The following is a 13,528-nucleotide window of genomic DNA, read 5'->3' as shown; positions in this document are numbered from 1 at the left end:
CTTAGGTAACTATTTAGCTGGATAAAGCCAAATTTATTGAGTTATACAGAGTAACTCTCTATATGTAGCAAGTTTTATTAACAATTATTTGAATTTAATATCGGTTAGGGTGACAAGTATTATCCGTTATGCGGCAGCTTATTGCCTCTTTGTTACAGCAAAGTGAGAGATATTCATCAAAATATCATCTACTTATAAAGTATTCTTCTTGTGTTAATAACTTGTTATAGATAAAATTGCGTCCGATTTAGGTATCAGTGTTGATTGGTACTACCATGCAAGGGATGCATAAAAGTTTTATTATTTTTTACTTCCTTTGTTTCATATTAAAAGGAAGTAAAATTGAAGTATTTAAACCTTGCCACGTCGCTTCTAGCTGTCGTGTTACTGAATGGTTGTTTAGAAGTTGAAGACAACAGTTCTGATGTCAAAGCGTTATTAGACCAAGCTGAAAACTCAGTTAGCATCAAAGGTGTTGTTGTTGATGCGCTAGATTTTAAACCCATTGGTAATGCCATAATTACCGTAAAAGTTGGCTCTAAAGACGTCATTTCTAACTTTGAAGTTACCGATGGTGATTTTGAGTTAACAGGCTTACCTCGATCTTCAGATATAGATATCATTATCTCAAGTCCAGATGATAAATTCCTTTCGAGAACCTTTTTTACGCAAACTGCATTCGGAAGTAAAGATAGCATCGAAGATGTTGGTAACTTTGCTGTATCAGAGTCGGTAGATGTAGAAATTTCGGTTATTGATAATGAAACAGGTAATGCTCTATCTACATTAGAGTTTATTGCTTATTCTCACTCAGGTACTAATTCATCAGCATATAAATACCAGCATGTATCTTCATTTAATGTTGAAACGGGTATATATACCATTACCTTGCCAAAATTTATTAATACTAGTATTAGTGCTAATTTAGATTTTGATAAAGATGGTGAAGCTGATTACGTACCTGAGCTTACTAACTTTTTACACGGTCGTAATTTATATATAGGTTCAGCGAATACAAAAGAATTTTCAAGAATACATATGAATGAAGTACCAGTGGCTTCAGATCTTGAAATTAGGCTTTCTTTGGTTGATGAAGCAGCAGAGCCATTGCTTGGTGCTACTTTTTATTTAGAAGATAGTGTTGTTGATAGCACATATGATGAATCAACTAGCCAATATGTTATTACTACGCAAATAAAAGATACGGTAAGCTTTCAATTACCCGCATTCACAAGCAATGAAGTTAAATACCAAAGTAGTTCTTTTACCATAAGAAAGTTAGCTGAAGGTAATTTAAGTATTCTAAAAAATGGTAGTTCTAATAATTGTTGTTTCGTTATTCCAAGTGCAGCAGTGATTGATTTGGCACTTGCACCACAAGTGATTCTTGAAAGTGAAACACCACTTGAAGTTGTTCTTGCTGCTACTGAAGTTAACTCAGTAGATTCTAGCTTTAGTGTATTCTACTCTCAGGCTATAACAGTTGAACTTGAAAATATATCATTAACAAATGACCAAGGGTTTACCGTATTAATGGGTAATGCAGATGCAAATGATCATGTATCTGAAGGTACAACACTCATTACTGGTGGTCTATCTTTTCCTGTTACTTTTACATTGAGCTTGAACGATACTCGCTTAACCGTAATGCCAGTGAGTCCGTTGACGACGCCTGATTCATACCGCTATGATATTCAATCGGTAACGAATAAAGCGACTCTTGAACGTGCTGATATATATAACGATCAATTAACTTTTGAGATAAACTCCAATACTGATGAAGTTTTTACAATTGCAGATATTAAGCTCGACAATGGAAATTATACCACTAATGGTAATGTTATAACGTCAAGTAATTCAGCAGGAGATACTTCCTCTTCTTATAACTGGAATGATTCAGTTTATTTGTATTTTCCACTGAATATTAATGCATTAGAGAAATTAACGTTACGTAAAACCTCTGTAATCAATGATGGCACTTCATCAGTAAGTTCCAATGACTTTCACGTGGTTAGCGATGGGCGAATAAACGCAACTGCTGTCGGTATTGCTAAGTTAGCAGCAAATGAATCTGTAACACATAGGACAATTAACCGTTCTGTTATTTTGGGCTCAGATCAAACCGAAACTCAGAAGGTCTATCGATTGCATACTGGGGAGTATTTATCAGATAATACGGGCTCAGAATCTAACAGCATTAGTTTCGAATATTCATTGGAAACTAAAGCTGGTGAAGTGGCAACAGGGAATATTACTATCCCAGTACAGTAACTTTTATCAGGTAGTTTTACCCTATTAAGATAATTAAAAAAAAGCCGCTTTCGCGGCTTTTTTTATAGATGGTTTTTAATGACAAAATCCTAGTTAGCAATTTTCTGCAAGCACTGAACAACCCATTGCTTCATTTGCATTTCATTCAAGCCACCTGAAATACGATCAACTTCTTCACCCTGATGAAAAAAGACTAAGGTAGGTAAACTACGAATATTCGCATCAGCAGAAATTTGTTGAACTTGCTCGGTATTTATTTTGGCAAACAGTAAAGAGGGTGATGATTGCGCTACTTTATTGTAAACAGGCGCCATGTTTTGACAGGGGCCACACCAGCTGGCCCAAAAATCAACAATCACAGGTAAATCATTACGTTCTATAAAAGGGTAGAAAGTATTAGCCGTTAATTCTGTTGGCTTGGGTGAATAAACCCCTTGTTGGCATTTACCACACTTGCCTTTGTTATAGTCTTTATCATCGGGGATGCGGTTGGTGGTGAAACAATTAGCACAAACAATATTCATAATATTCCAACATATAAATTTATATATTTTTAAGTTGGCTAATGTTACCTGATTAGCTTTTAACAGTTAATAACTATCTTAAGTTAGCTAGTTCACTGTAACTATTGTGTCAAAAACCATATTAACAACTTAGTTAATTACTTAATGTGTTTTGGTATATTGTATGCAATAATTGATTTTATTCAATATAACAATAATGAAAATGCTATGAATAAACTAACAATACTTCTTCTGACTCTCGCTATATCTGTTGTAATTACTGCGTGTAGTGTTAACGATGAGGCTGATACTACTAAGGTCATGCAGTCTGTCTTAGTACCAATAGTAAATCCAATGGTTGCTCAAGTATTAGCGACTGATATAGAGCAGTTATGGAGCCAAGATTTTAATCATTATCAACAGGGATTACTAAAAGCTGTTGCGGATGAAATATCAATGGAAGCTTTAAAAGGAGACTTAACTAATGATAAATTAGAGAAGCTTACTTTTTATCTTAGAATTTACAGTAGCTTTGGTGCAGATAAAGATTGGACCGAAGAAACCGCAATATCTGTTAATAGCGCATTAGACAATTTATATAATATGCCTGGTTTTTTTGAGGTGAGTCAGACTACAGCACGCTTGCATGAAAATTACGCTGTTGCTTTGTATCGTTTATATTTTTTAGCACCTTTACAACCATTTATAGTAGAGCAGGTAAAGCCGTTAAGTCAGTTAATTAACCTGTATGCTTCCGCTGATCTTTCTAATACAACTACAGTGAACTCTGATAAAGACACAGCGATAGATTATGCACTGTGGGAAGTATTACGTGCTGGCGCTATTTTACCCTACGAAGCCCGAAGAAAAAATACTGCTGAATTCATGAAAGGTGTACATGGTGAAGGTGAACTTCAACAGGCATTAATTCAATTTATCACTGCTAAAAATAGTACTTTAGTGGGGGATGACTGGCCTAAGCAACACGCTCTTTGGGCATTGGCACAGTATTATAATTTATATACGAAAGAATATTGGAATGACTACTATGAGCACTCAGCTGAGGATCAGAAACGTTTAGATGACGATAAATTAACCCTCAAGATTGAAGGTGAAATGGATACGCTTGATAACAGTATATGGGCGGCGTTAACCAATGATAAAGCAACATCAGTAGAGCAAAATAAGACACTTTTTAGTGTGCCTTATGTCGTCAACACTTTTCGTGGAAAGTCTGAATGTGAAGAGGGTACGCTAGTCGGTCGCTGCATTTCCCCATCAATTGAACAAGCATTGCCTATTAACCATGAGTGCTCAAGTAAAATATATATTTTAGCCCAAGCCATGTCTGCAGCACAGTTAAGTGATGCTTGTCAGCAGTTAATCGCTCAAGAAAGTAATTTCCATGAAATATTAGCGACTAATAATCAGCCCGTTGCTAACGATTTTAACGATAAATTACGGGTCGTTATTTTTGATAATCACGCAGAGTATAATAAATTCGGTCAGCTAATTTTTGATATTAATACCGATAACGGTGGTATGTACATTGAGGGAACGACACAAGATCCTAACAATATTGCGACTTTTTACTCATTTGAACATTTTTGGGTACGACCTGAATTTGCTGTTTGGAACTTAAACCATGAGTTTGTTCATTATTTAGATGGACGCTTTGTTAAATACGATACTTTTAATCATTTTCCAAGTCATATGGTGTGGTGGTCTGAAGGACTCGCTGAATATGTTGCTAAGGAAGATAATAATCCAAAAACTTTCAAATTGGTCAATGACACAACTCCAGAAGATTGGCCCAGTTTAACGGATATTTTTAATACTGAATATAAAGACGGTACTGATAGGGTATATCGTTGGGGCTATTTAGCTGTGCGCTTTATGAATGAAAAACATCAAAATGAATACAGGAAAATGGCGCACTACTTAAAAACAGACTTTTTTGATGGTTATAAAAAATTAGTTGAGGAGTCAGGTAAAAAGTATGCAGCAGAGTTTACTCAATGGTTAGATGAACATAATGCTAACTATGTGGCGGAAGAAGATGTAAATAACCCACATAAACCACGTCAATTCTATCGTTATACGTATAAAGATTACTTACAGCCAAGTCATTTAACGGAAGATAAGTTTCATATGCACTGGCAGTATTGGCATGAAAATGCTTTAAAATCATTAGATAAAAAATTGGCTAATAAAAATACTGTGACTAAATAGAACATTGCTGATTTATTCGAGTAACCATTAATAATAACGCCTATTTTTAAAAACTTAACGTTATACTCAAGTTCGCTTAGTGCGAACATGAGCAGTCCATTGGGTAAATTGCGGCTGAGGATAATCAGATAATGATTACATCACTGATACTTCTCCTAGCGATTAAGTTAACTGTAGAATTTAACTCCTAACTTGCAAAGTCTGTGTTGCAAAATGATAATGTAATTATCAAAAATAAAATTTTAAATATCAAACTTCGATATTTAAAATAAAACATATAAAAATCAAAGGTCAATTTATAAGAAATGTTGGCACTCTTGATGCAATCTACCTTAGTAGCAACGCAAAAGTGCGAAGCAACTGATTAAATTGAGGGTAGTCATATGTTGAACAATTGTAATATGAGTAATAGACGAATGATTCTATCAGCAGAAATGCTAAATGTTTACCAACAAGATGCTGATAAAAATAGTAAAGATGATCGGCAGGGTAATGAGCAAAAAAGACAAAATTCCGAAAATTTATACGAGCATGATGATAACCCTATTTATGAATTGGGGTATAACTAAATAGCACTAAAAGTTGATGATTACAGCAAATAAAAGACTTGGTTATTTCAATAGTTCCACTATGATTAAGCACTATTTTATTTGTAAACAGTGAGTTATTTACTCTCTGACAATCTCTAACTAAAGTAATGAATAAAGGTAGTTGTCTTTATTTATTACTTTAGTGCGCCGATTACAATTTACCAATAAATTACTTTTTTAAGAGTCGAGTACAATTATTATGGCGCTCTTTTTATGGATGTCAGGCGCACTGGCTTCATTTTGCATTCTTGCTATAGGTGCACGTGAATTAAGTGGCGAGTTAACTATTGCTCAATCATTATGTATTCGCAGTGCTATTGGCTTGGTATTTCTCTCGGCTGTTTACTTTATTCGGTCTCAAATTTTTAAAGATAAGCAGCTAAAGTCACTAGCAAGTCAGCCACGAGTTAATGTGATTAAACTTCATTTGTTTCGCAATGTTTTTCACTTTATTGCTCAATATGGCTGGTTTTTTGGTATTGGCTTACTCCCGCTGGCGGAAGTTTTTGCCTTAGAGTTTACTGTGCCAATATGGACGCTGTTAATTGCGAGTTTCTTTCTCGATGAAAAAGTGACCATGAATAAGTTGATCGCTATATTTCTGGGGACCTTAGGTGTACTTTCCATAGTACAGCCCGGGTACGCTTTAATTGATTATGCCTCTATTATTGTTTTGGGTTCAGCTATTTGTTTTGCCATATCGCATACTACAACAAAGTCATTGGCAAAAACTGAATCTCCGTTAACCATTTTACTCTTCATGTGCATTGTTCAATTACCTATTGGATTATTTTTGTCTTTATCAAGTTGGGTTTGGCCACAAGGTGAACAATGGCTTTGGCTTACTGTGATTGGATTGAGTGCGTTGTCGGCACATTATTGTTTAGCAAAGGCAATGAAATATGCTGAAATAACGACCATTATCACCCTCGATTTTTTCAGGTTACCCCTAATAGCTATGGTAGGCGTGTTTTTTTATAACGAAGCGTTTGAGCTTCCGTTACTTATCGGTGGTGCTTTGATGTTGATTGGCAACCTTGTTGGCGTGCGAGGTTTAACCGCAAAAAGTATTAAGGTAAAGCAGAATATCTAGCGCAAACTCTCTATGAGTTAAGCTGTTCATAATGAAAGAAAAAGAGCGGGATTGCTTTTGTCTTATTTTACATCAATATTCAGAGTTGCTAGTTAAGCTAAAATCACAATTAAAGCATATTAATTAGTTGAGTTATTGGTGGATATTGTGTCAGAGTCTTCGAGCGTATCAGGTTTGTCAGGTGAAAAAATCGTTAGTTACGGTTTGGTATTTTTCGCAAGTTTAGTGATCTTTTTCATCTCGCAAGTTATTCAGTTTTACCTTGGCGCGTATGAGCTTACTACCATGTACATTTCTTTTTGTGCCGGTTTTATTTTATTCATTCCTTTAGTGAGCCTTGTTCTACACCCTCTACTACTAAATAAAGAAGGTAAAAGTGATACTTTTCACTTTAGAACTTTGTTCGCAAATATCGGCTTAGTATGCGTGGTACAGTTTTTATGTTTTCTTATTTGGATGACTGATGCTATTGCTCTGTATAGCTTGTATGTAGATCAAAATTCATTCCTTTCAAAAGTCTTCGATATACAAACACAAGCGCGTGGTGATATGACTTTTGAATTTTATGCTTTTAACTTTGTGCTCGCCTGGTTATTTTCACTGTTATCTATGATTGTCGGCGTATTACCTTGTTTGATTGCTCGTTTAGACAATCGTGGCGTAGTTGGAGATTTTGTTGCTTCTTTTGCCTTTGCTAAAGCGCATAAAGGCTTGATGTGTATGTATGCTTTGATAATTGCTAGCTCAGTGCTATTACCTTTGTTATATGCAAAGTATCTTTTCTTAGTCGTGTTCCCTAGCAGTTTAGTGTGGGTTTTTATTCAGCTAAACAAAAAATATATACAGTCGTCAGTATCAAAATAAACACCACAAGAATAAGGTGAGCTGACAGCAAAAATAACAGTGCTATACAGTAATGACTCAGATGATAAAAGGGTCATCTATACCCGCTCAACTCATAGTGTTTCTATACGGATATGCCCACTCGAGCAGGTGGTAATTATGCGGCGTGTTTCTTTCTAAAAGCGAAGGCTTTCTCACAAGCCGGTAACTCATAAAACAGTGGTGCGCCATTTATTCTGTTACCGTTATATGCTTTTGCTTCACTCAGACAAACAGCTTCACTTTTTTTAAACTTTTGAATACATTCTTGATAAATTTCTTTTCTTCTGGGTGCTAGCGCAATTTGTCTTGCGTCCTCGCAAGCTTGATCTAATTTTGCTTGTTCATCTTTATGTGAAAAGGCAGTGGCACTTAAGCTGTAGATGACAATAACCAGTATAAAAAAACGAAATAAATTACTTGGCATATTGAATTCCTTCTAAAAATTTTTATGTTTGAATCATTGTTGTTCAATAAAACCGCTAAGTCTACTATTAAAAATGTAATATAGTTTTAATAAAGATAAGCAAAAATTGGTTTTTTTGCAGAGGCTTATCTACAGTTATTAATAGTGTAACCGAGGTTTTTATATCAATGAAAAACTAAATAAAGATTTAGTTAAGGGTTAAAATGGAATCATTAAAAATACAAGAATATATGAATCACTACCCAGTAACTTTTACCGAGACTATGTCTGTAGAAGAGGCCACATTACGCTTCTTAAAAACGAAGCAAATTGGCGGACCAGTAGTTGATCAAAACTATAAGGTACTTGGCTTTATTTCAGAAGGGGATGTTTTAGAAAAAATGTTAGAAACCATCTATTTCAATGAAAATGTGGCGATTATTAAAAATATTATGAGTAGGGAGGTACTTTCAGTAAAACCCTACGACAGTATTATTGAGCTAGGGCAAACCATGCGAAAGGATAAACCTAAAGTGTATCCGGTGATTGATGACGATGGTAATCTACTTGGTACTATCTCTCGTAATGAAGTTTTACAAGCTTGTTATAAACACGGTAAGGCAAGGACTTCTATTGAGAAGGAACATGCATCGGTGTGAATAAATAGCCGTTAAAGTTTTTTCCTACTCTTGTTTTATCTTTTTAAAGGAGCTGTGAAGCTCCTTTTGTGCGTTTAAGAGACTATTTATAATACGTTACTCACTGCCATTTATAGTGTATTACTGTTAAAATATTTCTTTTGATTTTCTATCCGAGTTTGTTTTGTCTGTTTCGATTAAGTCTGTTATTACTTCATTTTCCCATTTACAAAAACTTTTTGAATTATTGCCACAAGCAAAAAAAAGCGATGCTGTACGCTTTAGAAAAAGGTTAATAAATCTGAAAAAAACGATTACTAAAGAGGTTGGACAAAAATCACCGACTGAATTGGCGATGCTATCATTATCAGAAAAGCACATTAAGTTGGTCGAACCGTTACAACAACATATCCTCAGATCTATTCAAGATAAACAACAAAAAATCAGAAGTTTACCTAAAATAACGTATCCCGAAGGTTTGCCCATTTCAGAGAATGCTGCGCAAATTTCAGCAGCTATTGATGCTAATCAAGTGGTTATCATTGCGGGTGAAACAGGATCTGGAAAAACTACACAAATTCCCAAGATTTGTCTTGAACTTGGTCGAGGTGTGGATGGTCTTATTGGTCACACTCAACCTAGACGTATTGCCGCTAGAACCGTTGCTAATCGTATTGCGGAAGAGTTAGGCACTAAGTTAGGTGAGCAAGTAGGTTATAAGGTTCGTTTTAATGACCAAGTCAGCGAGCAAAGTTATATCAAATTGATGACTGACGGTATTTTGCTGGCGGAAATGCAAAGGGATAGATTACTTCTTAAATACGACACAATTATCATCGATGAAGCCCATGAGCGTAGTTTAAATATCGATTTTATTTTGGGCTATTTAAAGCAAATACTAATAAAACGACCTGATCTAAAGTTAATCATTACCTCAGCGACCATTGACCCACAACGTTTTGCGAAACATTTCTCTAGTAAGAATGGCTTACCAGCACCTATTATTGAAGTATCAGGAAGAACATTCCCTGTTGAAATGCGCTATCGACCATTAAATGATCGTGCAGTGATTGATGATGACGACCAATCACCGCAAGAAGTTGATATTATCAGTGGTATTTTGTCGGCGGTTGATGAGCTAAGTGACTGCGGTAATGGTGACATTCTGGTTTTCCTCAATGGTGAACGGGAAATACGCGATACTGCTGCTGCGCTAGTTAAAGCTAATTTACGTCATACTAATGTTTTGCCTCTGTATGCTCGTTTAACGGTTAGTGAGCAGAATCAAATATTTAAACCCCACAGTGGACGAAATATTGTATTGGCAACCAACGTTGCTGAAACGAGCTTAACAGTACCAGGTATCAAGTATGTGATTGATCCGGGAACGGCACGTATTTCACGTTACAGTTACCGAACTAAAGTACAACGTTTACCTATTGAACCAGTTTCACAGGCAAGTGCTAATCAACGCTCTGGCCGTTGTGGACGTGTTTCTGAAGGTATCTGTATTCGTTTATATTCAGAAGATGATTATAAAAGTCGTGCTGAATTTACAGACCCTGAAATTTTACGTACCAATTTAGCAACCGTCATATTGCAAATGCATGCGCTGGATTTAGGTGATATTGCTAATTTTCCGTTTGTTGAAGCCCCTGATAATCGTAATATCACTGACGGTGTTCGTTTATTGGAAGAAATTGCTGCGGTTGAAAGCATAGAAAACGCGGATAAAAACGCTAAGGGTAAAGCTTCGTCAACGGCGACACAGTTGACGAAATCAGGCCGTCTATTAGCAAAGTTCCCTATAGATCCTCGTTTGGCAAAAATGGTCGTCTCTTCCATAGAATTTGGTTGTATCGAACAAATACTGATTATTGTTAGTGCATTAAGTATTCAAGATCCACGAGAAAGACCGCATGAGAAACAACAGCTGAGTGATGAAAAGCATAACCGATTTAAAGATAAGTCATCTGATTTTATAAGCTTACTTAATCTTTGGCAGTATATTAACGAGCAGAAAAAAGACTTAACGCAAAATCAGTTTAGGAAGTTATGTCAGCGCGAGTTTCTTTCTTATGTTCGTTTACGTGAATGGCAAGATATTTTCAGTCAATTAAAACTAACGTTAAAAGAACAGCAAATAACGTTAACGTCGATTGATTATCAGTTTTCTATGCCGAATGTTCAGCAGGGTCAAGCAGCAAGCACAGCAGTAGATAAGACAAAAGAGACAGAGCAAGACTCAGCGTTAACTCCTGTACATCAAGCATTGTTGTCAGGTTTACTTAGTCATATCGGTCAACAGGATGAAAACCGCGAGTATAAAGGAGCTCGGGGAATGAAGTTCTTTATCTTTCCAGGCTCAGCGCTAACTAAAAAATCACCAAAATGGTTAATGTCTGCGGAGCTAGTAGAAACCAGTCGATTGTTTGCTCGTATGAATGCCAAGATTGACCCTTTGTGGCTGGAACCGCTTGCTCAGCATTTAGTTAAGCGAAATTACAGTGAACCTCATTGGGAGAAAAAACAAGGTGCTGTAATGGCCTTTGAGCAAGTAACATTGTATGGCTTAAGTATTGTTAGTAAACGTAAGATCAATTTTAATGTCATTGAACCGGTTACTTGTCGTGAAATATTTATTCGTGAAGCATTGGTCAATGGTGACTGCGTCATTAAAGAAAAGTTTTTAAGCAAAAACCAGCAATTGGTCGAAAGCATAGAAGAGCTTGAACAAAAAGCACGTCGCAGAGACTTTTTAATTGATGAACAGCATTTAGTTGATTTTTACAGTGATAAACTTCCTGATACTGTTAACTGTCAACGTAGCTTCCTCGCTTGGTGGAAAAAAGCTAAACGTGAGAACGAACAGTTATTAGATTTTAGCAAAGCCTTTTTATTGAATGAGTCTTCGGATGAATTAAGTACTATTGAGTACCCTGACGTTTGGCAACAAGATAGTATTACCCTACCGCTAACATATCATTTTAGTCCTGGTGATATTGATGATGGCATCAGTGTTGTATTGCCGATTGCCTTATTAAATCAAGTGCAAGAGGTTGGGTTTGATTGGCTGATCCCTGCACTGCGAGATGAGCTTGCCATCGCACTAATTAAAGCTTTGCCTAAAACATTAAGACGTAATTTTGTTCCCGCACCTAATTATGCACAAGCTTGTTTAGCAGCTATGCCTGCTGAGCAGGGACATTTACAAGATGCGCTAGCAAAACAATTGTTACGAATGACTGGGGTACGATTACCTGAAGATGCTTGGCAGGATATTACCTTACCAATTCACTTAACCATGAATTTTCAAGTAGTCGATGACAAAGGGAAGTTAATAAAGCAAGGCAGAGACCTCAACGAACTTAAAGCTGAACTGCAAGGTAAAGTAAAAGCATCGATTAAACAGGTTGCAGAAAAGGGCATTGAGCAAGCTGATTTAACGCAATGGGATTTTGGTTCACTACCTAAAGGTTATGAAAAGAAAGTTGCCAACATCACTATTAAGGCATTTCCTGCATTGGTTGATCATAAAAATAGTGTTGCTATCGAGCTTTTTGAGCAAGAACAACATGCCCAAGAAGCTATGCTGAAAGGGATTAGCCGACTTATCTTATTGAATATCCCAACACCATTAAAATATTTACAGGAAAAACTACCGAATAAAGCCAAATTGGGTTTGTACTTTAATCCTTTTGGTTCAATCAATGAGTTATTACAAGACTGTATTCAAGGTGCTTGTTTGTCTTTGGTTCAACAATTTTCTCAAAACCAAAATAATGGACTGCTTCCTAGGGAAGAAAAGCAATTTGCGAAGTGTTGTGATTATGTTAGAGCTGAAATAGCCGATTGTGTGTTAACTGCAGCCATTAAAGTCGAGCGTGCATTAACGTTGCGTCATGAAGTGACTAAAAAAATGAAAGGCAGTGTGCCTTTAAATGTTATTCAATCTCATGGTGATATAAAACAACAATGCGAGCAGTTAGTATTCAAAGGGTTTGTAACTTACTCAGGTTTGAGCAAACTAGATGATATTATTCGATATTTACAAGGCATGTTACGCCGTTTAGAAAAACTGCCAAGTGACCCTAATCAAGATAGATTAAAGCTTATTGAGGTATCTAAAGTTAACGATATGTATCAAGTGATTATGAGCAAGCAACGTAAGGATAAACCAGTAGACAATGAGTTACTGGCTACCCGATGGTTGATTGAAGAGCTAAGGATTTCATTGTTTGCACAAAATTTAGGTACCTCAGCGCCAATATCAGTTAAGCGTATTTTAAATTATTTAAAAGGTTTTTCTTAACTGAGCGTATACTGAGATAAGGAGTTAAATTCTAGGTCACAAATTAAGCTAATAATCAGTTTGTTATTTAGGTTATTGATTTAAGCAAGCGCTTACTTCTTTATGGCTGCTAGTTGACAGGTCAGTCATTGCTCAGTATAAATAAAAGAGTTAAACATATAAATCTGCTTAGGAGAGCTCATGAAAGATTTTGATGATAAACGCGATTTTTACCGCATGATGTTAAACAGTGAGGTTATTGTTACCGTGATAGATGACGAAGTAAATAGTCAACTGTCGGCGACTTGTCGTGATTTAAGTGCGACGGGAATGGCGTTTGAAATTGAACATCCATTAGCAATATCGACCCATGTAAAAGTGAGAGTTGACTCTGCCAGCAGTCAAATACAAGCGCTTGATATTCGTGGTCGAGTCGTTCGTATTGAAGAAGAGAGTAAGAATTGCTATCTCATTGGTATAACCATTGAAGAAATAGATTAGCAAAATATTTATTTATACCCGCTCCACTTGAAGATGCTCGTTTCAGGAAGTCTGAGCGATTCATAATCAAGGCTCATTTTTTATTAAGGGTCATTCCCTTAAAAAGAAATGTAACGCAGAG

At 36.0% G+C, this 13,528-nt stretch carries 10 protein-coding genes; 8 read left to right on the top strand and 2 right to left on the bottom strand.

All coding sequences use genetic code 11. The annotated features are described in order from the left end of the window. The first annotated feature begins 342 nt into the window (after positions 1 to 342). The gene (locus CXF79_RS14660) at positions 343 to 2,271 is read left to right on the top strand and encodes a hypothetical protein (RefSeq protein WP_101155810.1); all 1,929 of its coding nucleotides are present in this window, start codon (positions 343 to 345) and stop codon (positions 2,269 to 2,271) included. A gap of 89 nt (positions 2,272 to 2,360) precedes the next feature. Here the strand turns inward: CXF79_RS14660 and trxC are convergent, their stop codons facing one another. Continuing rightward, a complete protein-coding gene (gene trxC, locus CXF79_RS14655) occupies positions 2,361 to 2,795 on the bottom strand; it encodes a thioredoxin TrxC (RefSeq protein WP_101155808.1) in 435 nt (144 codons plus the stop codon). A 207-nt stretch (positions 2,796 to 3,002) separates the two neighbouring features. Here trxC and CXF79_RS14650 point away from each other — a divergent pair, with 207 nt between their 5' ends. From CXF79_RS14650 to CXF79_RS14635, 4 genes are all read left to right on the top strand, one after another. Continuing rightward, positions 3,003 to 5,006: a collagenase gene (locus CXF79_RS14650; RefSeq protein ID WP_101156351.1), complete on the top strand. Its 2,004-nt coding sequence runs from the start codon at positions 3,003 to 3,005 to the stop codon at positions 5,004 to 5,006. Positions 5,007 to 5,389: 383 nt separating this feature from the next. Next, entirely contained in the window at positions 5,390 to 5,575 is a 186-nt protein-coding gene (locus tag CXF79_RS14645; protein WP_011043057.1) for a hypothetical protein, read from the top strand. 220 nt (positions 5,576 to 5,795) lie between these two features. Beyond that, positions 5,796 to 6,689 (top strand): DMT family transporter, encoded by an 894-nt coding sequence (locus CXF79_RS14640; protein WP_198560066.1) that lies wholly within the window; start codon positions 5,796 to 5,798, stop codon positions 6,687 to 6,689. 147 nt (positions 6,690 to 6,836) lie between these two features. Continuing rightward, complete coding sequence (locus tag CXF79_RS14635) at positions 6,837 to 7,553, top strand: hypothetical protein (RefSeq protein ID WP_041736892.1); 717 nt, start codon at positions 6,837 to 6,839, stop codon at positions 7,551 to 7,553. Positions 7,554 to 7,689: 136 nt separating this feature from the next. On the opposite strand, the gene CXF79_RS14630 is transcribed toward CXF79_RS14635, so the two are convergent. Continuing rightward, on the bottom strand, positions 7,690 to 7,998 hold the full coding sequence (locus CXF79_RS14630) for a hypothetical protein (protein ID WP_101155806.1): 309 nt from the start codon (positions 7,996 to 7,998) through the stop codon (positions 7,690 to 7,692). Positions 7,999 to 8,201: 203 nt separating this feature from the next. On the opposite strand from CXF79_RS14630, the gene CXF79_RS14625 reads away from it, so the two are divergent. From CXF79_RS14625 to CXF79_RS14615, 3 genes are all read left to right on the top strand, one after another. Then, the gene (locus CXF79_RS14625) at positions 8,202 to 8,636 is read left to right on the top strand and encodes a CBS domain-containing protein (protein WP_011043061.1); all 435 of its coding nucleotides are present in this window, start codon (positions 8,202 to 8,204) and stop codon (positions 8,634 to 8,636) included. A 163-nt stretch (positions 8,637 to 8,799) separates the two neighbouring features. Further along, on the top strand, positions 8,800 to 12,927 hold the full coding sequence (gene hrpA / locus CXF79_RS14620; RefSeq protein ID WP_101155804.1) for an ATP-dependent RNA helicase HrpA: 4,128 nt from the start codon (positions 8,800 to 8,802) through the stop codon (positions 12,925 to 12,927). Positions 12,928 to 13,107: 180 nt separating this feature from the next. Continuing rightward, positions 13,108 to 13,407, top strand: a complete 300-nt coding sequence (locus CXF79_RS14615; RefSeq protein WP_011043063.1) for a PilZ domain-containing protein — start codon at positions 13,108 to 13,110, stop codon at positions 13,405 to 13,407. Positions 13,408 to 13,528 lie beyond the last annotated feature (121 nt).

Origin of the sequence: Colwellia sp. Bg11-28, assembly GCF_002836245.1 — a bacterium.
Lineage (GTDB): Bacteria > Pseudomonadota > Gammaproteobacteria > Enterobacterales > Alteromonadaceae > Colwellia > Colwellia psychrerythraea_A.
The sequence above is the reverse complement of the archived record's forward strand: the minus strand, read 5'-3'. Positions and strand labels throughout refer to the sequence as shown.

Excerpts from the sequence above, each read along its gene's own strand:
- CXF79_RS14640 (WP_198560066.1), top strand. The coding sequence starts at position 5,796 with ATGGCGCTCTTTTTATGGATGTCAGGCGCACTGGCTTCATTTTGCATT.
- trxC (WP_101155808.1), bottom strand. The coding sequence starts at position 2,795 with ATGAATATTGTTTGTGCTAATTGTTTCACCACCAACCGCATCCCCGAT.
- CXF79_RS14625 (WP_011043061.1), top strand. The coding sequence starts at position 8,202 with ATGGAATCATTAAAAATACAAGAATATATGAATCACTACCCAGTAACT.
- CXF79_RS14650 (WP_101156351.1), top strand. The coding sequence starts at position 3,003 with ATGAATAAACTAACAATACTTCTTCTGACTCTCGCTATATCTGTTGTA.
- CXF79_RS14630 (WP_101155806.1), bottom strand. The coding sequence starts at position 7,998 with ATGCCAAGTAATTTATTTCGTTTTTTTATACTGGTTATTGTCATCTAC.
- CXF79_RS14645 (WP_011043057.1), top strand. The coding sequence starts at position 5,390 with ATGTTGAACAATTGTAATATGAGTAATAGACGAATGATTCTATCAGCA.
- CXF79_RS14615 (WP_011043063.1), top strand. The coding sequence starts at position 13,108 with ATGAAAGATTTTGATGATAAACGCGATTTTTACCGCATGATGTTAAAC.